Here is a 19,428-nt window from a genome sequence, read left to right on the forward strand (position 1 = left end):
TTACCTGGATAAAACCATGATGGTCTTCGGCGACGCGAAGAAGGTCATCGAAGACATGGTTAAAGCCGTCGAGTAAAACCCGCGCAAACAGCAAGACCCAAAACCTCAGCCTTTAGCGGGCTGAGGTTTTTTATTGCCCGCAAAAAACCCGACAAAAGGCTCTAAATCAGGGGCTGGCATTCGACCATGGTAGCGGGAGGATTTTTTTTGAAATCACTAAACTGCGTACCTTGCTTCCGTTGCCCGAGATAACAATCCATGTACCGTGATCGTATTCGCTTGCCTTCGTTGTTGGATAAGGTAATGAGCGCCGCTGACGCTGCCGCTCTGATTGAGGACGGCATGACCGTCGGCATGAGTGGTTTCACTCGCGCTGGCGAAGCCAAAGCCGTGCCCCATGCATTGGCCGAGCGCGCCAAAATCACCCCGCTGAAAATCACTTTGATGACCGGCGCGAGCCTGGGCAACGACCTCGATAAACAGCTCACTGAAGCCGGCGTACTGTCGCGACGCATGCCGTTCCAGGTGGATAGCACCTTGCGCAAGGCGATCAACGCCGGCGAGGTGATGTTCATCGACCAGCATCTCTCGGAAACCGTCGAGCAACTGCGCAACCAGCAACTCAAACTGCCGGACATTGCGGTGATTGAAGCCGTAGCGATCACCGAGCAAGGCCATATTGTGCCGACCACGTCGGTTGGCAACTCGGCCAGCTTCGCGATTTTTGCCAAACATGTGATCGTCGAGATCAATTTGGCGCACAACCCGAATCTCGAAGGTCTGCACGACATCTATATCCCGACTTACCGTCCGACCCGCACGCCTATCCCGCTGGTCAAGGTCGATGACCGTATCGGCAGCACCGCCATCCCGATCCCCGCGGAAAAGATCGTTGCGATTGTGATCACCAATCAGCCCGACTCGCCATCCACTGTGCTGCCGCCGGACGTCGATACCCAGGCCATTGCCGACCACCTGATCGACTTCTTCAAGCAGGAAGTAGCGGCTGGGCGCATGACCAACAAGCTCGGCCCGTTGCAAGCCGGTATCGGCACCATCGCCAACTCGGTGATGTGCGGCCTGATCGACTCGCCGTTCGAAGACCTGACGATGTACTCCGAGGTGCTCCAGGACTCTACCTTTGACTTGATCGACGCGGGCAAGCTGAGCTTCGCGTCCGGCAGTTCGATCACCTTGTCGGCCCGTCGCAACACCGACGTCTTCGGTAATCTGGAACGCTACAAGGACAAACTGGTCCTGCGTCCGCAAGAAATTTCCAACCACCCGGAAGTGGTGCGCCGGCTCGGCATCATCGGCATCAACACGGCGCTTGAGTTCGACATTTACGGCAACGTTAACTCCACGCACGTCTGCGGGACGCGAATGATGAACGGTATCGGCGGTTCGGGCGACTTTGCGCGCAACGCGCATCTGGCGATCTTCGTCACCAAATCAATCGCCAAAGGTGGCGCGATTTCCAGCGTGGTACCGATGGTCAGCCACGTCGACCACACGGAACATGACGTCGACATCCTCGTCACCGAGGTAGGTCTGGCAGACTTACGTGGACTTGCGCCGCGGGAACGGGCTCGTGTCATCATCGATAACTGTGTGCATCCGGACTACCGCCAGGCTCTGGACGATTACTTCACAGCCGCTTGCGTCAACGGCGGACACACGCCACACATCCTCCGTGACGCCCTGAGCTGGCACATAAACCTGGAAGAAACCGGGCGCATGCTCGCCGTGTAATTGATACAGATAGCAGCTGACGCAAACACAGTTTCGTCAGCTTGCTATTACGACGGTATTTTTTGTTTAAAACTGTACTGCTGTACCGGTCATTTCCTACCGTAATCTCCTACTTTTTTGAGTGAAACCACCAATAACGCACCACTACAGTGCAGATAGGTACAGTTGCCTCAATTTCGACCAGTACACCCCCTATTAACAGTTAACTGGTCCCTTACAATACAGCTGAACTGTATCTAGAGAGACTGGCCAAACGAGAGGATCATGGGCTCCAGTTAAGCCACTACCTAATCCCGCCATAAGCGGAAGGATGTCAATCATGGAACGTACACTCAGTTCCGAAATGTTCTTCGAAGATACCGCTGCAAAAACCCAGGCTTCCATGCCTCTTCGCGTTCTCGCCAACCTGATGTTGTGGCAGCGCCGCCTCTCCAGCCGCCATCAACTGGCTCGCTTGGATTCGCGTCTGCTGGCTGACGCCGGGATTAGCGAAGCACAACGCTACGAAGAGCTGAGCAAGCCGTTCTGGCGCTAAGTTAGCGTCGCTGGCTCTGACCTGCAGGGTCCACCGCCAGCAACCCGAATTGAAAAAACAAAACCCGTCGTGGGAAACCACGACGGGTTTTGTCGTTTTGCGGGCATCAAAGACGCCCACACAAATGCGTTAACAATAGACAGGTACAGTTTTATATTTAATAAGACTGAACCAGTACAATTTTACTGCAGTGTATCTGTTGCGTAAGTCCGGCCGGGATCAATATGAATTCCCACTTGCCAGCAAAAGGACTGCGCCCATGAAACACTTATTGGAAGTTTCCGTTTCCACGCCTCAATCGAAGCCTCGTTTGCGCTGGCTTCGCCGATTGCCAGGAGCGCTCGCCGACAGCCTGGAAAGGGCGAGAACCCGACGATTGCTGGGCCAGCTCAATGACCAGCAGCTTTCAGATCTGGGCATTAGCCATGCCGACCGTATCAGTGAACTGGACAAACCCTTTTGGCGATAGCGCCCTGTTGGCACAGACGGGACTGTTCGAACGCTTACGCGCAAGCCTAAAATAAAACCAGAACGTGGCGAACACCTCACGCTAAGCGTCTGATCCATCAGATACCTCGTCACCTCTTACTTGGTTTATCAAAAGGAGTTACACCATGTCCCGACTTCGTCTGCTCAGCACTGCAGCCCTGCTTGCCGTGGCTGCCAATTCCCACGCCACCAGCTTTATCGTGACCACCGACACGGTCGTTGACGCCCTGAAGTCCAGCTCAAATGCAACTTCCGATGTCACGTCGTCCTTTCATAACAACAAAATTGTCCTCGCTGCCCGAGATGACGCGGCCAGTTTTGTCGCCACCGAAGGCGCCATCCGTGGCGCCAAACTGGAAAGCGCCCTTGACTACATTCGTCACCAGGCCCCGCAGTTGAAGGCGACGGATGCACAACTCGCACAAGCCATTCTGACTATCTAAGCAACGTTGGCTGACATGGGGCACGCCTGTAGTGTCCCAATGTTTCGACGCAAGGCATTGTGGCCACCGGCTACGCCACAAACAGGGTGACACCATAAACTGCTGCTCGCCGCTCAGGATGACGCCGCAGCGTTCATCGCCAGCGACGGCCAATTGAAAAGAATGTACTGGAATCCGCACTTATTTTTCTGCGTCGAACCCCGCCAAAACTTCATGCAAGCGACCTTGAACTGGCGCAGGCAATACTCGTCCAATAGTTATCCTCGTTCCTCCGGAGTCGTTCCATGCGTAACCCACTGATCGCTGCCACCCTGGGCCTGCTATTGCTGGCCGGCGGGGCCCAGGCGCGCACCCTGGAAGCCACCAGTAACATGATCATTCGTGCCACCCAGCGCACGCTCGACTTCACTTCCGACACCACCACCTCTATCCGTGACTCGAAGATCGTCCGTGAAGCCCACGACGATGCAGCCAGTTTCGTCGCCAGCGACGGCAATATTCGTGGTGCGCACCTGGAAGCAGCCCTCAACACCTTGCGCACCCGCGTGCCGGAAGCTCGTGATGCCAGTGATCAGGTGCTTGCCGAAGCCATCCTCGCACTGTGAGGACTCCAGGCGCCTGGCTGCTGGCCGCGTTCATGTTGCTCCTTGGCAACACGGCCCACGCCAGCCTGCAATTACAGCTCAAGACCGACGGCCTGAGTCCCGCGCAGCAGAAGGCCAGTCAGGCATTGCTCGATGAAGCCATGCAAGCTCTTCCGCCACGGTTCATCGAGCAACTTGACCGCCGCATCGACGTCGGCTGGACCGATGACATGCCGAGCAACGCCTATGGCCAAGCCTCGTTGGTCTCCGAACTCGACCTGAACCGCAACTTGCTCGCCAGCCTCACCGATGGCAGCGCCGCCACCAAAAAGACTAATCGCCCCCATGGCACCGTCCGCCGGGAAATGCTCGCCACGGTGTTGCATGAACTCACCCACATTTATGATCGCTCGCGCCTGTGGCCAGACGCGGAGCGCAAGCTGATTCAGCGCTGTACCCGGCGCAGCAGCAGCTCAGGGCTGGTCGGCATTCCCGATCAATGTCGCGGCGAGACCGATCGACGCTTCACGCTGAGCGACGACCCGCGCCTGCTTGATCTCGCAGGCTGGCAGCAATACGTCGGCCGTCGTGGCGAGCGCGAACAGCACAACCGTCAGGTCGCCCGTAGCCCTGACATCTACGAAACGACCAATCCCAAGGAGTTCGTTGCGGTCAACATGGAGTATTTCCTCCTCGACCCGAGCTACGCCTGTCGTCGTCCTGCGCTGTACCGCTACTACAAAGACCATTTCGGCTGGGCGCCCGCCGCCAAAGATACCTGCAGCAAATCCTTCGCGTTCCTCAATGCTGGCAACGACTTCGCCAAACAACCTTTGGGCCAGATCGATCCGGAGCGCGTTTACGCTGTCGACTATTTGCTGGCTGAAGCCAATCAGAACTTGTTCAGCCGTTGGGGTCACAGCATGTTGCGACTGGTGATCTGTGCCCCTGGCCGACCACGTGGGCCTGATTGCCGACTGGATCTGGATCAGCACCTGGTGTTGTCCTACCGCGCCTTTGTCGGAGACGTACAACTGTCGAGCTGGGACGGGCTGGTGGGTAAATACCCCTCGCGCCTGTTTGTATTGCCCCTGTCTCAAGTGATCGACGAGTACACCAAGACCGAACTGCGCAGCTTGGCCTCGGTACCGCTGAACCTGTCGCGCAGCGAGATCGAAGACGTCGTGGAACATGCCGCCGAGATGCATTGGAGTTACGACGGCAATTATTTCTTCCTGTCCAACAACTGTGCGGTAGAAGGCCTGAAGCTATTGCGCAGCGGCACCAACAATGCGCAACTGGTCGGTCTGGACAGCATCATGCCCAATGGCTTGCTGGAAGTGCTCAAGGGACGCGGGCTGGTGGATACCAGCGTGCTGGACGATCCTCGTGAGGCGCTGCGTCTGGGCTATCGCTTCGATTCCTTCCGCGATCGCTATCAAGCCATGTTCGAAGTGCTGAAGAAGCATTTGCCGATCAAACAGGAAACTGTCGAAGACTGGTTGGCATTGAAAGCTGAAGAACGGCGCAAGTGGTTCGACCAGGCTGACTTGCGCACCAGTGCAGCATTGCTGCTACTGGAGCAGGCAGCCTTCCGACAACAGCTGCTGCTGGCTCAGGACGAAGTCAAACAACGCTATCTGGGTGCTCGGGAATTGAAGAGCGGCGGCATGGACAAGGCCAACGCGACCTTGCAGCGGATTCTCGCCAACAGTGGCTTCCTCAGCCGTCCGGCAGAGTTGCTCGGCACCGGTGGTTATGGCTTGCCGCAGCCAAGTGAGTGGCAGCATCTGGAATCGGAAAGCAGCCTGCGCCAGAAACAGCTTCAGGCGCTGACCGGCGATCTGGACAAGGAAGTCAGAGCTTTACTCGAACCGAGCCGTGCAGCCGAGATGGCCGCCAATGAAGCTAACCTGAAGCAGGTTGGCGAGCATTTGCGAAAACTGCATAAAGCAGCGGGCGGACTGGAATTGCCATAAAGCCTGGAGCTTGCGACAAAACCAAAATCCTCTATGGCGAGGGAGAAAGCCCCTCGCCACATCCGCCTGACAGGCCTGAGACAGTTACAAAACCCCTTCCAGAATTTCATAGACAATCCCGGTTCCTACGGCGATCAGCACAATGTCGCCCCCCGCGCGGCGCTAATTCCTCTGTATCAAGAACTTTACCTTCAGCTGACTCGCGCCTGACGCACACCCTCAGCCAGCGCCGAGCAAAGACTCAGCACGCCATCGATTGCCTGGTCCGGTGTCGAGGCATTGGCGATGTGATCGATCAGTGCCGAACCCACCACTACGCCGTCGGCCAGACGTGCAATCGACGCTGCTTGCTCGGGTGTGCGAATGCCGAAACCGATGCTGATCGGCAAATCGGTATGGCGACGCAGGCGGGCGACCGCTTCTTCGACGTGCTCCAGCGTCGCCGCGCCCGCACCGGTCACACCGGCTACCGACACGTAGTACACAAAACCGGAGCTACCGTTCAACACGGTTGGCAGGCGCACGTCGTCGGTGGTCGGCGTGGTAAGACGAATGAAATCGATACCCGCAGCCTGAGCCGGGTCGCACAGTTCGCCGTTATGTTCAGGCGGCATGTCGACCACGATCAGGCCATCAACACCGGCCTCTTTGGCGTCGGCAATGAAGCGTGGCACACCGTACATATGGATCGGGTTGAAGTACCCCATCAACACCAGCGGCGTCTCGGTGTTGCCTTCACGGAATTCGCGAACCATCTGCAGGGTTTTCGCCAGGTTCTGCTTGGCCCCAAGGGCGCGGATGTTGGCCAACTGGATCGCCGGGCCATCGGCCATCGGATCGGTGAAGGGCATACCCAGCTCAATCACATCGGCGCCAGCACCGGGCAAGCCTTTGAGGATCGCCAGGGAGGTGTCGTAGCTCGGATCACCCGCGGTCACGAAGGTCACCAGGGCGGCGCGATTCTGTTCCTTGAGTTCGGTAAAACGCGTTTGCAGGCGGCTCATCAGTGTTTCTCCTGCTGGGATTGTTCCATGTGGTGCATCACGGTTTGCATGTCTTTGTCGCCACGGCCGGACAAGTTGACCACCATCAAGTGATCTTTCGGCAGGGTCGGGGCGCGCTTGAACACCTCGGCCAAGGCATGGGCGCTTTCCAGCGCAGGAATAATCCCTTCCAGGCGGCAGCATTTGTGGAACGCGTCGAGGGCTTCGTCGTCAGTCACCGAGGTGTACTGAACGCGGCCGATGTCATGCAACCAGGCATGTTCCGGGCCGATACCTGGATAATCGAGGCCAGCGGAGATCGAGTGGGCGTCGATGATCTGGCCGTCTTCGTCCTGCAACAGGAAGGTGCGGTTGCCGTGCAGCACGCCCGGGACGCCGCCATTCAGGCTGGCCGCATGCTTGCCGGTCTCGATGCCGTAACCGGCGGCTTCAACGCCGATAATCTCGACACTTTTGTCATCGAGAAACGGGTGAAACAGGCCCATGGCATTGGAACCGCCACCGATGCACGCCACGAGACTGTCTGGCAGACGGCCTTCCTGGGCTTGCAGCTGGGTACGGGTTTCCTTGCCAATAACGGCCTGGAAGTCGCGAACCATGGCGGGATAAGGGTGCGGGCCCGCTACAGTGCCGATCAGATAGAACGTGCTGTCGACGTTGGTCACCCAGTCACGCAAAGCTTCGTTCATTGCGTCTTTCAGAGTACCCGTGCCTGCGACCACCGGAATCACTTCAGCGCCCAGCAGCTTCATGCGGAACACGTTGGCTTGCTGGCGTTCGATGTCCGTGGTGCCCATGTAGATCACGCAGTCGAGGCCAAACCGCGCGGCCACGGTGGCGGTTGCCACGCCGTGCATGCCAGCGCCGGTTTCGGCGATGATGCGTTTCTTGCCCATGCGCCGCGCCAACAGGATCTGGCCGATGCAGTTGTTGATCTTGTGCGCGCCGGTGTGGTTCAGCTCTTCGCGTTTAAGGTAAATCTTCGCGCCGCCGCAGAATTCGGTCAGTCGTTCGGCATAGTAGAGAGGGCTTGGACGACCGACGTAGTCGCGCTGGAAATAGGCCAGTTCTTCTTTGAATGCAGGATCTTCCTTGGCCAATTCGTATTCACGGGCCAGGTCGAGAACCAACGGCATCAGTGTTTCGGCGACGTAGCGGCCGCCGAACGAACCAAACATGCCGTTGGTGTCGGGGCCGGTGCGCAGATTTGTCTGGGTCATGGGTCGCTCCAGTTGAATGCGTGAGATGACAATGGGGTCCACTCTACCCCTGACGCCTTGACCTGAAAACCGATAAGATCGCCACAACCTGTCAGGAAAACTCACAGATACCATGAGCCACGACCTTCCTCCGCTGAACGCCCTCCGGGCCTTCGAAGCCACTGCCCGCCTGAACAGCGTCAGTCAGGCTGCCGAGCAGTTGCACGTCACCCATGGCGCGGTCAGCCGGCAATTGAAGGTGCTGGAAGAACACCTGGGTGTGAGCCTGTTCACCAAGGACGGGCGTGGCCTTAAACTCACAGATGCCGGCGTTCGTTTGCGTGATGTCAGCGGTGAAGCTTTTGAGCGTTTGCGTACCGTCTGCGCCGAACTGACTCAAAGCACCGCCGATGCGCCGTTCGTACTTGGCTGCTCAGGAAGCCTGCTGGCCCGTTGGTTTATCCCCCGATTGGGGCGTTTGAATGCAGATCTGCCGGATTTGCGCCTGCACCTGTCGGCGGGTGAAGGCGATCTCGACCCGCGCAAACCCGGTCTGGACGCGTTACTGGTGTTTGCCGAGCCGCCATGGCCCTCGGACATGCAAGTCTACGAGCTTGCAAGCGAGCGAATCGGCCCGGTCATGAGCCCTCGATTCGCCGGTTACGCACGGTTGATGAACGCACCGACAAACGCGTTGTTGACCGAGCCCCTTCTGCACACCACCTCGCGACCGCAAGCATGGCCCAGCTGGGCACAGCAAAGCGGCCTCGACGCCAAGGCGTTGAAGTACGGTCAGGGTTTTGAACATTTGTATTACTTGCTGGAAGCCGCCGTGGCAGGGCTGGGTGTGGCCATTGCGCCAGAGCCGCTGGTGGCCGAGGACTTGAAAGCGGGTCGCCTGGTTGCACCATGGGGTTTCAGTGAAACCCCGGCGCAACTGGCGTTATGGTTACCCAAGCGCGCCGCAGACGGCCGCGCTCGGCAATTGGCGCAGTGGCTCAAGAACGAGTTGCGCCAGGCATATTAGTCGCCGCGTTTACACAGCAAGTAGGCCGCCAGCAGGCCCAGTGCACCGACAGCCACACCGGCTGTAGTCCAAGGGTGATCCTGGGCGTAGTCCCGAGTGGCAATCCCGGTTTCTCGTGTTTTGACTTTGACTTCTTCGTACGCATCACTGAGCAGGTGACGCGAATGCTTCAGCGCGTTCTCCGCGTTGGTTTTCAAGGCTTTCAGGGTTTTACGCGACTCGTCCGAGGCATCGTCTTTCAAGTTTTCCAACGATTTCAGCAGACTCTCGATCTCGGCTTCCATGCTTTGCAATGAGGCTTTACGTAAAGAGGTATTGGCCATGATGGCTCTCCTGCATTGATTGAGTTGCGTGTGTTGGTTGGGACTTCACGGGTTCGAGAAAGTGCAGTAAATCTGAACTCCGCTGTGGGATTCGCCGACAGAAGTAATACGAAAAATCACTGCTAGGCTGTATTTCACACCCTAGGAGAACACCATGACTGACCATCACACCTACAAAAAAGTCGAGCTGGTCGGCTCGTCCACCTCCAGCATTGAAGACGCCATCAACAATGCGCTGGCCGAAGCCAACAAAAGCATCAAACACATGGAGTGGTTTGAAGTGACCGAAACCCGCGGTCACATCAGGGACGGCAAGGCCGCCCATTTCCAGGTGACCCTCAAAGTCGGGTTCCGGATTGCCAGCAGCTGAGTTTGGGCTAATCTTCTGAACTTGCGCGCTGGCCGAGTGCCATAGGAATGGCAAAGCGCTACATGAGCGCACCCGGCTGACGGCTGGATGTTTCCCATTTAATCCGACCAGGGAATACGACCGATGACGAAGTTTATTTTGGCGGTAGGTTTGTTGAGTCTTGCGAGTACAGCCTTTGCTGCCGGCAAGCCGTGCGAAGAATTGAAAGCAGAAATTGCCGCGAAGCTGGATGCCAAGGGCATTTCCGGTTACTCACTGGAAATAGTCGACAAGGGCGCGGCAGAGGGCGGGAAAATCGTCGGTAAATGTGAAAACGGCGCCAAGGTCATCGTTTACAAGAAGTAGGCTGATGCTGATGTGAATGAAAAAGCCGACCTTAATGCGTCGGCTTTATATGGGCGCGCTTGAGCCTCAGCCCTTCATGACCTGCGCCAGCAGTTCATAGGAGTGCACTCGATCGGCATGTTCATACAGGTCGCAAGTGAAAATAAGCTCATCGGCCTGGGTCTGCTCGATCAGCACCTCCAGTTTGGCGCGGATTTTCTGTGGGCTGCCGACCATCGCCAGCCCCAAGAAATCACCCACCGCTTCTTTCTCATGAGGCAGCCACAGGCCGTCCATGGTTTTCACCGGTGGCCGTTGCACCAGACTTTGGCCGCGCATCAACGCGAGAATCCGCTGGTAGACCGAAGTCGCCAGATACTCGGCCTGCTCGTCGGTATCGGCCGCCACCAACGGCACGCCGAGCATGACATAAGGCTTATCTAAAACCGCTGATGGCTTGAAGTGATTGCGATAGACGCGTATCGCCTCATGCATAAAGCGTGGTGCGAAATGTGAAGCGAAGGCGTAGGGCAAACCGCGTTCACCGGCCAGCTGTGCACTGAACAGACTGGAGCCCAGCAGCCAGACCGGGACATTGGTGCCGGTGCCCGGCATTGCAATGATGCGCTGGTCCGGTGTGCGCGGGCCGAGGTAGCGCATCAGTTCGGCCACATCTTCCGGGAAATCATCGGCGCTACCGGAGCGTTCGCGGCGCAGGGCGCGTGCGGTCATTTGATCGGAGCCAGGGGCACGCCCGAGGCCCAGGTCGATCCGGCCCGGATAAAGACTTTCGAGAGTACCGAACTGCTCCGCGATGACCAACGGCGCATGGTTAGGCAACATCACCCCTCCCGAGCCAACCCGAATGGTCGAAGTGCCTCCGGCCAGGTAGCCAAGCAGCACCGAGGTCGCGGAACTGGCGATGCCGTCCATGTTGTGATGTTCGGCGACCCAGAAGCGGTTGTAGCCAAATTTTTCGACCTGCTGCGCCAGGTCCAGAGAGTTATGCAGCGACTGGGCTGCGTTGCCATTCTCGCGCACAGGTACCAGATCGAGGGTCGAAAACTTGATGTCGGACAGTCGTTTCATAAACCTGCTTCTCCAATTGAGGGCGCAGGTTTTTTCTTGCGAACGAAAACCTGCCGAATCTATAAGCGTGTTCATGCAATGAGGGCATATACCCGAGTTTCAATAGCAGAGACAAAATTCCTGCAGATTCAGCGGACCGATCAGATGAGGTGAACTTTGCACCAGCGTCTATCCTCAGAACCTTGAGCAACCGAAAACCACAAAGGCGCGGCGCTCGCGCCGGATCTTGAGGAGGCAGGCATGGCTATTACCAAGAAAGCATCGGCTCATTGGGAAGGTGACCTGAAAACCGGCATCGGCTCGATTTCCACAGAAACGGGTGTACTCAGAGAAGCGCCCTACGGCTTCAAGGCTCGATTCGAGGGAGGCAAGGGCACCAATCCGGAAGAGCTGATCGGCGCGGCCCATGCGGGCTGCTTCTCCATGGCTTTTTCGATGATTCTCGGCGATGCCGGGCTTAAGGCAGACAGCATCGACACCCAGGCGGAAGTCACCCTGGACCAGGTTGACGGTGGGTTTTCGATCACAGCCGTGAAATTGATCCTCAAAGCGAAAATCCCGGGGGCGACCCAGGCGCAATTCGAGGCGCTGAGCAATAAGGCGAAAGAGGGCTGTCCGGTTTCCAAAGTGCTGAATGCAAAGATCAGTCTGGAGGCGACACTCGTCAGCTAAATTCGCGTTGAAACTAAAAGATCGCAGCCTTCGGCAACTACATGGGTGGGTGAACCAGTAGGCGTTGCCGACGGCTGCGATCTTTTTGCACTGAATCAAAACCCGGCTGGCGATACTGTGGTCGAATAAATGACAGCAGCAAAAACGCATTCCGACGCGCGCTGCCTCAAAGGAGCTTCAACCATGAAACGTTTTGCCTTGGCGATTATCTGTTGCGCGCTGGCCACATCGGCCCTGGCAGCACCTAAATCCTGTGAAGAACTCAAGGCCGAAATCGAAACCAAGATCCAGGCCAAAAAAGTTTCGTCCTACACCCTGGAAATTGTCACCAATGACGAAGTGCACGATCAGAACATGGTCGTTGGCTCGTGCGAAAACGGCACCAAGAAAATCATCTACCAAAAGAACAACCGCTGATGTGCCTCACATGAGGCAATAGGCCTCCCGATCTTCAGCGACGATCTCCCGCTTGGCGTTGTACAGCCGGGCGCCGGGCGTAAACGCTATGGACTGGCCAACCAGCAAATAACGCTGGCCGGCTTCGAAATGATCGTAGTGGATGGTCAGGTAGCATAGCCGCTCCGTGGGACCGTCCATCACACCTAAGCCCCCCCCACCGGGCACGTCAAAGTCGAATCGAACGATCAGCTCATGGCTGCCGGGCGTCACCTGGAAAAAACGCCCGTCACTCAAGCGCTGCTTGTCGAGTCGTTCGGCCATCAGCAATCTGTCGTTGGGGAACGGCGTCGAGAAGTCTACCCAGGCCATCTGCGGATTAACCGCCGGTAACGGGCTCTGGCAGCCGGCCACAACACTTGCAGCGAGCAACAGCATCAACCTGCGCATGATGAATGTCCCAAGGTCTGGACATTCAGCATAACGCCGATCAGGTGCGTTGGCAGCCTGCCGGTGTGCCATGGCCAATCACTTTTCGCTGCCGATCATAGAGCTTTGCCCACGGCCGAAAGCCGATATTCCCCGCTTCCAGCTGATACCGCTCACCGGCGTTGAAATCGTTGAATTTCACATTCAAATGGCAATCACGCCAAAGTGGTTCGGCGCCGGGGCCGATATTGGTTGCCTGGACGGGGAATTGATAGCGGACCGTCAGCTCATGGCTGCCGGGCGGGACTTCAAAAAAACGTTTGTCGGTGGTGGCGATGTTGTCGACTTTCAATGCTTGCAGGGCTGTGTGTTCCTGCTTTGAATCGAGGTCGATCCACGCTTGAGCCGGATCAGGGCGGGGTAATCCGAAAACAGCACAGCCTGCCAACGTCAGCAGGCTTCCTGTCAGCATCAACATGCGCATAGCGGAGCTCCAGTCAGACGGGATAGTCTTGCGGGCAGACTTTCCAGGGAAGATTCATTTTGATCAGGCCGCTTCCAAGCCTTGGGTTACTTGATCGCGTTTTCCGCGTTTTGTTTCCGGGCGTGTTGTTTTTATTGCTCAACGGTTGCGCCAACGTCAGCTATTACAGCCAATTGGCCAGTGGTCAGCTGCAATTGCTGCGGGCACGGGAGCCGGTTTCCACCGTCATTGCCGACCCCTCTCGCGATGAAAAGCTACGCGCGCACCTGGCCCAGTCGCAAAAGGCCCGGGCATTCGCCAGCCAACAGCTGCACTTGCCGGATAACCAGAGCTACCGTTTGTACGCCGACATTGGCCGACCGTTCGTAGTCTGGAACGTCTTCGCCACCCCGGAATTTTCCCTGACACCGCAAAACCATTGCTTCCCCATCGCAGGTTGCGTGGCCTATCGCGGTTACTACAGCCAAAGCGCGGCCCGGGGTGAGGCCGCCATTCAACGATTGAACGGTATGGACGTATCGATTGGCGGCGTCGAGGCTTATTCGACGCTCGGCTGGTTCAACGATCCGATCATCAGTTCAATGATCGGATGGGGAGATGAGCGATTGGCGACGTTGATCTTCCACGAACTGGCGCACCAGCGCCTGTATGTGAAGGACGACACAGAGTTCAACGAGTCTTACGCCACGTTTGTGGAACAGGAAGGCACTCGGCAATGGCGCGCATTCCGTGGCCTGTCACCGGCCAACGAGGCACAGGTGCAGCAACGGGATCAGTTCACCCAGTTGATTCTCGACACCCGCACCAGGCTTACAGCGCTATACGCCCTTGCGCTGCCTGCAGATCAAATGCGCCAGCGCAAAGCGGCTGAGTTCGAACGATTGCGCGGGGAATATCGGAGGATGCGTGACAGCCAATGGGCCGGGGACAAACGTTACGACGCCTGGATCAACGCACCGATGAACAACGCACGATTATTGCCGTTTGGGTTGTACGACCAATGGGTGCCGGCGTTTGCCGCGTTGTTCAGGCAGGTAGATGGGGATTGGGTGAAGTTCTATGCGGGGGCAGAAAAGCTTGGCGCATTGCCGGTGGTTGAACGGAAGGCGGCATTGAAGGCTTTGGCAGGAGCATGAAACTCCCGTGACTGAGAGGGCCTTTTCGCGGGCAAGCCTCGCTCCTACAGGATGGTCATGAAAGCGACATATCACCTGTAGGAGCGAGGCTTGCCCGCGAAGGCGTCTTTGATGTCACAACCAGATCGCATCCCACAGCGGATAATCCCCTACCTTCTCAACCAAACCCGCACGCAACGGATTGGCGACAACGTATCGAGCAACTGCCTGCAGATCCTCTTCTTTACGAATGGCGCGATCGTGATAACCATGCTGCCAAACTGGACCTTGACGGCCGATCGAACGATTGAGTGCCACCGCAATGCGTGATTTGGTGCGAGCCATCAACTTTGGTAGCTGCGTGTTCTGCAGTTCAATCAACCAATGAAAATGATCGGGCATCACGACCCAGGCTAACGACGCAGCAAACCCTTCTCGCTCAGCCGTTCTAAAGGCATCGACCACAAAACGCCCACGCATGAAGTCGTGAAATAACGATTCTCGATTCAAAACCACGGCCGTTAGCAGGTAGATCTGTCCGGACTCCGAATATCGCCCGGTGCGCAATCGATAAGCGTGTTTTAGCGCTGACAATGAAGATCTTCCTTGATCGTGACCTTAATCTTCAGGTTAGGACGACAAGGAGCGATTGGAGTGATGACTTTTACTCAAGATGTGTCCTTTCGGACGCTTTCGCGGGCAAGCCTCGCTCCTACAGAAGTTCTCCTGTAGGAGCGAGGCTGATCGCGAATGAATTAGATCAGCGCTGCAAAAACGCCCGGTGCATCTCTTCCAGCGTTTCAAAGTGATATGCCGGCGCTTCGGCGCTCAACTCTTCTCGACTACCAAAACCATAACCCACCGCCGCTGCATCCAGCCCATTACTGCGCGCGCCAATCAGGTCGTGTTTACGGTCGCCGATCATCAAGGTGTTGGCCGGGTCCAGGCCTTCCTCTTTCAGCAGGTGGGCGATCAGCTCGACTTTATGGGTTCGCGTGCCATCCAGTTCACTGCCGTATATGACTTTGAAATGTTTGGCGAAGTCGAAGTGCCTGGCGATTTCCCGGGCGAAAACCCACGGCTTGGACGTCGCGATGTACAGCTGCCGCCCTTGCCCGGCCAAGGTTTCCAGCAACGGCGTGACGCCATCGAACACATGATTCTCGTACAGACCGGTGACCTTGAAGCGCTCGCGATAGAAATTCACCGCTTCCCACGCCTTGGGCTCGTCGAAATCGTAAAACTGCATGAATGCCTGCAATAACGGCGGGCCGATGAAATGTTCCAGTTTGGTCAGGTCAGGCTCATCGATGCCCAGTTTGCTCAGAGCAAACTGGATCGAACGGGTGATGCCTTCGCGCGGGTCGGTCAGCGTGCCATCGAGGTCGAATAAAACGGTTTGGTAATGCATGAAAATTCCTGGGCAATAGCGAGGGGCTTCAGAAAAAAGGGTCAGATCTGGTCGTAGCCTTGGTCCAGATGCGAATTCTTGAGCTTCACGTAGTTCGCCGCGCTGTAGGTGAAAAAGGCTTTTTCCTTGTCGGTCAGCGGGCGGATCTGTTTCACCGGGCTGCCCACATACAGGAAACCGCTTTCCAGACGCTTGCCCGGCGGCACCAGGCTGCCGGCGCCGATGATCACATCGTCTTCCACCACCGCACCGTCCATAACGATGCTACCCATGCCAATCAGCACCCGGCTGCCCACACTGCAGCCGTGAAGCATGACTTTATGCGCGATGGTCACGTCATCGCCGATCAGCAACGCAAAGCCATCTGGATTGAACGGCCCGGCGTGAGTGATGTGCAGCACACAACCATCCTGAACGCTGGTACGCGCACCGATGCGGATGCGGTGCATGTCGCCGCGGATCACCGTCAACGGCCAAACCGAGCTGTCATCGCCGATTTCGACATCGCCGATCACCACCGCCGAACGGTCGACAAACGCGCCTGTGCCCAGCAGCGGCGTATGGTTCTGATACTTGCGAAGGGTCACGATAGGCTCTCTCTCTGTTGCTGATAGCTGCGGTTGACGTCGATTGTAATTATGATGGGGCGATGTTTCTTCATGCATGTTTCTTCCAGCCAAGGTGCCAACCGTGAGCGTGAACAACCCTCTTTTGCAGTCCTACGACCTGCCGCCGTTCTCCGCGATCCGTGCCGAACATGTGCAACCGGCCATTGAACAGATCCTGGCTGACAACCGCGCCGCCATTATCGAGATCCTCGAAACCCAGGGCAAACAACCGACCTGGGCCGGCCTGGTGCTGGCGATGGACGAGCTTAACGATCGCCTGGGCGCAGCCTGGAGCCCGGTCAGCCACCTGAATGCCGTCTGCAACAGCGCCGAACTGCGCGAAGCCTATGAGTCCTGCCTGCCCGCGTTAAGCGCCTACTCCACCGAACTGGGCCAGAACCGCGAGCTGTTCGAGGCGTTCGAAGCCTTGGTCAATAGTCCGGAGGCCGCCGGTTTTGAGGTGGCGCAAAAAACTATCCTTGAGCACTCGCTGCGTGACTTCCGTTTGTCGGGTATCGACCTGCCTGCGGCTGAGCAAAAACGTTACGCCGAGGTGCAGAGCAAACTGTCCGAGCTGGGCAGCCGCTTCAACAACCAGCTGCTCGACGCGACGCAAGCCTGGACCAAACACGTTACCGACGAATCCGCCCTCGTCGGCCTGACCGATTCGGCCAAGGCGCAAATGGCCGCCGCGGCTCAAGCCAAAGGTCTGGATGGCTTCCTGATCACCCTGGAATTCCCGAGCTACTACGCGGTGATGACCTACGCCCACGATCGCGCCTTGCGCGAAGAAGTCTACGCGGCCTATTGCACCCGTGCGTCGGACCAAGGCCCGAATGCCGGCCAGAACGATAACGGCCCGGTGATGGAGGAAATCCTCGACCTGCGTCAGGAACTGGCGAAGTTGCTCGGTTTCGGCAGCTTCTCGGAGCTGAGTCTGGCCACCAAAATGGCTGAATCCAGCGACCAGGTGCTGAGTTTCCTGCGCGATCTGGCCAAGCGCAGCAAGCCGTTTGCCGCGCAGGACCTGGAACAGCTCAAAGCCTACGCCGCCGAACAGGGCTGCCCGGACCTGCAAAGCTGGGACAGCGGTTTCTACGGCGAAAAACTTCGCGAACAACGTTACAGCGTTGCTCAAGAAGCACTGCGTGCTTACTTCCCGATCGACAAAGTGCTGAGCGGGCTGTTCGCCATCGTCCAGCGTCTATACGGCATCGAGATCGCCGAGCAGAAAGGCTTCGACACCTGGCATCCGGATGTTCGCCTGTTCGAAATCAAGGAAAGCGGCCAGCACGTCGGCCGCTTCTTCTTCGACCTCTACGCCCGCGCCAACAAGCGCGGCGGTGCCTGGATGGATGGCGCACGCGACCGTCGTCGTACGGCTGCAGGCGTACTGCAGAACCCGGTGGCCAATCTGGTGTGCAACTTCACTCCGGCCGACAGCGGCAAACCTGCGCTGCTGACCCACGATGAAGTCACCACGCTGTTCCACGAATTCGGTCATGGCCTGCATCACTTGTTGACCCGCGTCGAACATGCCGGCGTATCCGGCATCAACGGCGTGGCTTGGGATGCGGTCGAGCTGCCAAGCCAGTTCATGGAAAACTGGTGCTGGGAGCCGGAAGGCCTGGCGCTGATTTCCGGTCACTACGAAACCGGCGAACCACTGCCGCAAGACCTGCTGGGCAAAATGCTCGCGGCGAAAAACTTTCAGTCCGGCCTGATGATGGTCCGACAACTGGAATTCTCGCTGTTCGACTTCGAACTGCACGCCACCCACGGCGACGGCCGCAGCGTGCTGCAAGTGCTCGAAGGCGTGCGCGACGAGGTGTCGGTCATGCGTCCACCCGCCTACAACCGCTTCCCGAACAGCTTCGCTCACATCTTCGCCGGTGGTTACGCGGCGGGTTATTACAGTTACAAATGGGCTGAAGTACTGTCCGCCGACGCCTTCTCGAAGTTCGAAGAAGACGGCGTGCTCAATGCCGAAACCGGCCGCGCCTTCCGCGAAGCGATCCTGGCTCGCGGGGGTTCTCAGGAACCGATGGTGTTGTTCGTCGACTTCCGTGGCCGTGCGCCATCAATTGACGCACTCTTGCGCCACAGCGGCCTGAGTGAGGACGCAGCAGCATGAGTGAGGGACCTGTGATTACCAAACGACGCTTTATCGCCGGGGCAGTTTGCCCGGCCTGCAGCGAGCCGGACAAGTTGATGATGTGGAACGAAGACGAGGTCCCGCACCGTGAGTGCGTGGCCTGCGGTTATTCAGACACGCTCAATGAACAAGGTCTGTCAGTGCCCAAGGAATTGGGCACGAGGGTTAATACCTCGGCGCTGAAAGTGCCGGACATCAAGGTTCAGGCAGTGCAATTCTTCCCGAACCCGAAGCTGAAGAAAAAGCCTGACGAGCAACATTGAGTCATCAGCACCTTCCACGTCGCAATGGCGTGGAAGGTGTCACCCCTGCCTTTTCCTACTTCTCGACGTTGGCCGATTTGAACCAGCTCTTCATCGAGCACATGGCGAACGGGCTCGTACTGCAATCACCATTGGCCAGCGCTGTGCGCAGTTTGTCGACATCCGCCTGCATCATGTAGCGAACGCCGTCCTTGAAGTGGGTGCTATCGCCAAAACCACCCTGAGTCATTTCGTTCAGGGCGTCTTCCTTACTCCAGCCCTGCACCACCACCCGATACATGGCCGCCATCAGGCCGGTGCGGTCGGAACCGTGCTTGCAATGCATCAGCACCGGACCTTTGGCTTCGGCTGTCTGAATAGCGCGAAGGGCCTTGAGCACATCAGCGTCATCTACATGGTTGGTGCGGTAAGGCAGTTGGACCTGGTCGATGCCAGGCGTGGACAACCAGCTCTTATCCGATTCAGGCAGGAAGTTGATGACGGTCCCCACCTTGAGTTTTTCCAGCAGCGGCAACGCTCCGCTGTCCGGCAATGCGCTGCGGTAGAGGGTTGGGGACATTTGATAGAGGTTATATTTTGCCTCCACCGATTGCGCCCATTCCGCAGGTCGCGACGATGCAGCGTCGTCGGCCATGGCCAGCGTCACGTTGAAAAGTGCGGCCAGCGATAGACAGAACGCAGGGATGAAGCGAGGTAGGGACATGCTAGGGCTACCGTTCAGTAAGAGGCTGGAAGATAACCCCCAGCTTGTGCTCCGAACGGTCAAAGGCCTGTGAG

General features: G+C 57.5%; 25 protein-coding genes and 1 pseudogene. 16 read left to right on the plus strand and 10 right to left on the minus strand.

Annotated elements, in window-relative coordinates:
* The 8 genes and pseudogenes from ACM6IR_RS22420 to ACM6IR_RS22455 form a co-directional block, all read left to right on the plus strand.
* Positions 1 to 76 (plus strand): hypothetical protein (locus ACM6IR_RS22420; RefSeq protein WP_414909357.1); only part of this gene is annotated, 76 nt, incomplete at its 5' end.
* 182 nt (positions 77 to 258) lie between these two features.
* The gene (locus tag ACM6IR_RS22425) at positions 259 to 1,752 is read left to right on the plus strand and encodes an acetyl-CoA hydrolase/transferase family protein (protein WP_414909717.1); all 1,494 of its coding nucleotides are present in this window, start codon (positions 259 to 261) and stop codon (positions 1,750 to 1,752) included.
* Between the two features lie 319 nt (positions 1,753 to 2,071).
* Positions 2,072 to 2,287, plus strand: coding sequence for a DUF1127 domain-containing protein (locus ACM6IR_RS22430; protein ID WP_414909718.1), 216 nt, complete (start codon positions 2,072 to 2,074; stop codon positions 2,285 to 2,287).
* A 259-nt stretch (positions 2,288 to 2,546) separates the two neighbouring features.
* Positions 2,547 to 2,756 carry a DUF1127 domain-containing protein gene (locus ACM6IR_RS22435; protein ID WP_414909719.1) on the plus strand — a complete coding sequence of 70 codons (210 nt, stop codon included), beginning with the start codon at positions 2,547 to 2,549 and terminating at the stop codon, positions 2,754 to 2,756.
* Positions 2,757 to 2,901: 145 nt separating this feature from the next.
* On the plus strand, positions 2,902 to 3,219 hold the full coding sequence (locus ACM6IR_RS22440) for a DUF2388 domain-containing protein (RefSeq protein ID WP_414909720.1): 318 nt from the start codon (positions 2,902 to 2,904) through the stop codon (positions 3,217 to 3,219).
* 38 nt (positions 3,220 to 3,257) lie between these two features.
* A pseudogene (locus ACM6IR_RS22445) lies at positions 3,258 to 3,476 on the plus strand (DUF2388 domain-containing protein); the annotation flags it as partial.
* 27 nt (positions 3,477 to 3,503) lie between these two features.
* Positions 3,504 to 3,824, plus strand: a complete 321-nt coding sequence (locus ACM6IR_RS22450; protein WP_414909721.1) for a DUF2388 domain-containing protein — start codon at positions 3,504 to 3,506, stop codon at positions 3,822 to 3,824.
* On the plus strand, positions 3,821 to 5,782 hold the full coding sequence (locus tag ACM6IR_RS22455; RefSeq protein WP_414909722.1) for a DUF4105 domain-containing protein: 1,962 nt from the start codon (positions 3,821 to 3,823) through the stop codon (positions 5,780 to 5,782). Before ACM6IR_RS22450 ends, ACM6IR_RS22455 begins: the two co-directional genes overlap by 4 nt.
* Before the next feature lie 191 nt (positions 5,783 to 5,973).
* Here ACM6IR_RS22455 and trpA read toward each other — a convergent pair whose 3' ends face one another.
* Entirely contained in the window at positions 5,974 to 6,786 is an 813-nt protein-coding gene (gene trpA, locus ACM6IR_RS22460; RefSeq protein ID WP_201115493.1) for a tryptophan synthase subunit alpha, read from the minus strand.
* Entirely contained in the window at positions 6,786 to 8,006 is a 1,221-nt protein-coding gene (trpB, locus tag ACM6IR_RS22465) for a tryptophan synthase subunit beta (protein WP_414909723.1), read from the minus strand. Before trpB ends, trpA begins: the two co-directional genes overlap by 1 nt.
* Before the next feature lie 112 nt (positions 8,007 to 8,118).
* Between trpB and ACM6IR_RS22470 the strand changes: the two genes are divergently transcribed.
* Positions 8,119 to 9,012, plus strand: coding sequence for a LysR family transcriptional regulator (locus ACM6IR_RS22470; protein WP_414909724.1), 894 nt, complete (start codon positions 8,119 to 8,121; stop codon positions 9,010 to 9,012).
* Here the strand turns inward: ACM6IR_RS22470 and ACM6IR_RS22475 are convergent.
* A complete protein-coding gene (locus tag ACM6IR_RS22475; protein WP_414909725.1) occupies positions 9,009 to 9,335 on the minus strand; it encodes a DUF883 family protein in 327 nt (108 codons plus the stop codon). The genes ACM6IR_RS22470 and ACM6IR_RS22475 overlap by 4 nt on opposite strands.
* A gap of 154 nt (positions 9,336 to 9,489) precedes the next feature.
* On the opposite strand from ACM6IR_RS22475, the gene ACM6IR_RS22480 reads away from it, so the two are divergent.
* Entirely contained in the window at positions 9,490 to 9,705 is a 216-nt protein-coding gene (locus ACM6IR_RS22480; protein WP_414909726.1) for a dodecin, read from the plus strand.
* 123 nt (positions 9,706 to 9,828) lie between these two features.
* Positions 9,829 to 10,050 carry a DUF1161 domain-containing protein gene (locus tag ACM6IR_RS22485; protein WP_414909727.1) on the plus strand — a complete coding sequence of 74 codons (222 nt, stop codon included), beginning with the start codon at positions 9,829 to 9,831 and terminating at the stop codon, positions 10,048 to 10,050.
* A 66-nt stretch (positions 10,051 to 10,116) separates the two neighbouring features.
* On the opposite strand, the gene ACM6IR_RS22490 is transcribed toward ACM6IR_RS22485, so the two are convergent.
* Entirely contained in the window at positions 10,117 to 11,118 is a 1,002-nt protein-coding gene (locus ACM6IR_RS22490; protein WP_414909728.1) for an LLM class flavin-dependent oxidoreductase, read from the minus strand.
* 240 nt (positions 11,119 to 11,358) lie between these two features.
* Between ACM6IR_RS22490 and ACM6IR_RS22495 the strand changes: the two genes are divergently transcribed.
* Together ACM6IR_RS22495 and ACM6IR_RS22500 are read left to right on the plus strand one after the other, a co-directional pair.
* Positions 11,359 to 11,790: an OsmC family protein gene (locus ACM6IR_RS22495; RefSeq protein ID WP_414909729.1), complete on the plus strand. Its 432-nt coding sequence runs from the start codon at positions 11,359 to 11,361 to the stop codon at positions 11,788 to 11,790.
* Positions 11,791 to 11,973: 183 nt separating this feature from the next.
* Complete coding sequence (locus ACM6IR_RS22500; RefSeq protein ID WP_414909730.1) at positions 11,974 to 12,207, plus strand: DUF1161 domain-containing protein; 234 nt, start codon at positions 11,974 to 11,976, stop codon at positions 12,205 to 12,207.
* Positions 12,208 to 12,213: 6 nt separating this feature from the next.
* Here ACM6IR_RS22500 and ACM6IR_RS22505 read toward each other — a convergent pair whose 3' ends face one another.
* Complete coding sequence (locus ACM6IR_RS22505; RefSeq protein WP_414909731.1) at positions 12,214 to 12,636, minus strand: hypothetical protein; 423 nt, start codon at positions 12,634 to 12,636, stop codon at positions 12,214 to 12,216.
* A 40-nt stretch (positions 12,637 to 12,676) separates the two neighbouring features.
* Positions 12,677 to 13,099, minus strand: coding sequence for a hypothetical protein (locus tag ACM6IR_RS22510; RefSeq protein WP_414909732.1), 423 nt, complete (start codon positions 13,097 to 13,099; stop codon positions 12,677 to 12,679).
* 59 nt (positions 13,100 to 13,158) lie between these two features.
* Here ACM6IR_RS22510 and ACM6IR_RS22515 point away from each other — a divergent pair, with 59 nt between their 5' ends.
* Positions 13,159 to 14,235 carry an aminopeptidase gene (locus ACM6IR_RS22515; RefSeq protein WP_414909733.1) on the plus strand — a complete coding sequence of 359 codons (1,077 nt, stop codon included), beginning with the start codon at positions 13,159 to 13,161 and terminating at the stop codon, positions 14,233 to 14,235.
* Between the two features lie 114 nt (positions 14,236 to 14,349).
* Here ACM6IR_RS22515 and ACM6IR_RS22520 read toward each other — a convergent pair whose 3' ends face one another.
* The 3 genes from ACM6IR_RS22520 to ACM6IR_RS22530 all read right to left on the minus strand — a co-directional run bounded on the left by ACM6IR_RS22520 (position 14,350) and on the right by ACM6IR_RS22530 (position 16,212).
* Positions 14,350 to 14,808 (minus strand): REP-associated tyrosine transposase, encoded by a 459-nt coding sequence (locus tag ACM6IR_RS22520; protein ID WP_414909734.1) that lies wholly within the window; start codon positions 14,806 to 14,808, stop codon positions 14,350 to 14,352.
* A gap of 166 nt (positions 14,809 to 14,974) precedes the next feature.
* Positions 14,975 to 15,625 carry an HAD family hydrolase gene (locus ACM6IR_RS22525; RefSeq protein ID WP_414909735.1) on the minus strand — a complete coding sequence of 217 codons (651 nt, stop codon included), beginning with the start codon at positions 15,623 to 15,625 and terminating at the stop codon, positions 14,975 to 14,977.
* A 41-nt stretch (positions 15,626 to 15,666) separates the two neighbouring features.
* On the minus strand, positions 15,667 to 16,212 hold the full coding sequence (locus ACM6IR_RS22530; protein ID WP_414909736.1) for a gamma carbonic anhydrase family protein: 546 nt from the start codon (positions 16,210 to 16,212) through the stop codon (positions 15,667 to 15,669).
* Between the two features lie 76 nt (positions 16,213 to 16,288).
* Here ACM6IR_RS22530 and prlC point away from each other — a divergent pair, with 76 nt between their 5' ends.
* Together prlC and ACM6IR_RS22540 are read left to right on the plus strand one after the other, a co-directional pair.
* Positions 16,289 to 18,367, plus strand: a complete 2,079-nt coding sequence (prlC, locus tag ACM6IR_RS22535) for an oligopeptidase A (protein WP_414909737.1) — start codon at positions 16,289 to 16,291, stop codon at positions 18,365 to 18,367.
* Positions 18,364 to 18,651, plus strand: coding sequence for a YheV family putative zinc ribbon protein (locus ACM6IR_RS22540; RefSeq protein ID WP_414909738.1), 288 nt, complete (start codon positions 18,364 to 18,366; stop codon positions 18,649 to 18,651). The genes prlC and ACM6IR_RS22540 overlap by 4 nt, the downstream gene beginning before the upstream one ends.
* Before the next feature lie 55 nt (positions 18,652 to 18,706).
* On the opposite strand, the gene ACM6IR_RS22545 is transcribed toward ACM6IR_RS22540, so the two are convergent.
* Complete coding sequence (locus tag ACM6IR_RS22545) at positions 18,707 to 19,354, minus strand: dual specificity protein phosphatase family protein (RefSeq protein WP_414909739.1); 648 nt, start codon at positions 19,352 to 19,354, stop codon at positions 18,707 to 18,709.
* Between the last annotated feature and the right edge of the window lie 74 nt (positions 19,355 to 19,428).

This window comes from Pseudomonas sp. IT-P253, from assembly GCF_949768125.1.
GTDB lineage: Bacteria > Pseudomonadota > Gammaproteobacteria > Pseudomonadales > Pseudomonadaceae > Aquipseudomonas.

Excerpts from the sequence above, each read along its gene's own strand:
- ACM6IR_RS22425 (WP_414909717.1), top strand. The coding sequence starts at position 259 with ATGTACCGTGATCGTATTCGCTTGCCTTCGTTGTTGGATAAGGTAATG.
- ACM6IR_RS22470 (WP_414909724.1), top strand. The coding sequence starts at position 8,119 with ATGAGCCACGACCTTCCTCCGCTGAACGCCCTCCGGGCCTTCGAAGCC.
- ACM6IR_RS22435 (WP_414909719.1), top strand. The coding sequence starts at position 2,547 with ATGAAACACTTATTGGAAGTTTCCGTTTCCACGCCTCAATCGAAGCCT.
- ACM6IR_RS22500 (WP_414909730.1), top strand. The coding sequence starts at position 11,974 with ATGAAACGTTTTGCCTTGGCGATTATCTGTTGCGCGCTGGCCACATCG.
- ACM6IR_RS22450 (WP_414909721.1), top strand. The coding sequence starts at position 3,504 with ATGCGTAACCCACTGATCGCTGCCACCCTGGGCCTGCTATTGCTGGCC.
- ACM6IR_RS22440 (WP_414909720.1), top strand. The coding sequence starts at position 2,902 with ATGTCCCGACTTCGTCTGCTCAGCACTGCAGCCCTGCTTGCCGTGGCT.
- ACM6IR_RS22545 (WP_414909739.1), bottom strand. The coding sequence starts at position 19,354 with ATGTCCCTACCTCGCTTCATCCCTGCGTTCTGTCTATCGCTGGCCGCA.
- ACM6IR_RS22480 (WP_414909726.1), top strand. The coding sequence starts at position 9,490 with ATGACTGACCATCACACCTACAAAAAAGTCGAGCTGGTCGGCTCGTCC.
- ACM6IR_RS22540 (WP_414909738.1), top strand. The coding sequence starts at position 18,364 with ATGAGTGAGGGACCTGTGATTACCAAACGACGCTTTATCGCCGGGGCA.
- trpA (WP_201115493.1), bottom strand. The coding sequence starts at position 6,786 with ATGAGCCGCCTGCAAACGCGTTTTACCGAACTCAAGGAACAGAATCGC.
- ACM6IR_RS22430 (WP_414909718.1), top strand. The coding sequence starts at position 2,072 with ATGGAACGTACACTCAGTTCCGAAATGTTCTTCGAAGATACCGCTGCA.
- ACM6IR_RS22495 (WP_414909729.1), top strand. The coding sequence starts at position 11,359 with ATGGCTATTACCAAGAAAGCATCGGCTCATTGGGAAGGTGACCTGAAA.
- ACM6IR_RS22475 (WP_414909725.1), bottom strand. The coding sequence starts at position 9,335 with ATGGCCAATACCTCTTTACGTAAAGCCTCATTGCAAAGCATGGAAGCC.
- ACM6IR_RS22490 (WP_414909728.1), bottom strand. The coding sequence starts at position 11,118 with ATGAAACGACTGTCCGACATCAAGTTTTCGACCCTCGATCTGGTACCT.
- ACM6IR_RS22485 (WP_414909727.1), top strand. The coding sequence starts at position 9,829 with ATGACGAAGTTTATTTTGGCGGTAGGTTTGTTGAGTCTTGCGAGTACA.
- ACM6IR_RS22505 (WP_414909731.1), bottom strand. The coding sequence starts at position 12,636 with ATGCGCAGGTTGATGCTGTTGCTCGCTGCAAGTGTTGTGGCCGGCTGC.
- trpB (WP_414909723.1), bottom strand. The coding sequence starts at position 8,006 with ATGACCCAGACAAATCTGCGCACCGGCCCCGACACCAACGGCATGTTT.
- ACM6IR_RS22510 (WP_414909732.1), bottom strand. The coding sequence starts at position 13,099 with ATGCGCATGTTGATGCTGACAGGAAGCCTGCTGACGTTGGCAGGCTGT.
- ACM6IR_RS22525 (WP_414909735.1), bottom strand. The coding sequence starts at position 15,625 with ATGCATTACCAAACCGTTTTATTCGACCTCGATGGCACGCTGACCGAC.
- prlC (WP_414909737.1), top strand. The coding sequence starts at position 16,289 with ATGTTTCTTCCAGCCAAGGTGCCAACCGTGAGCGTGAACAACCCTCTT.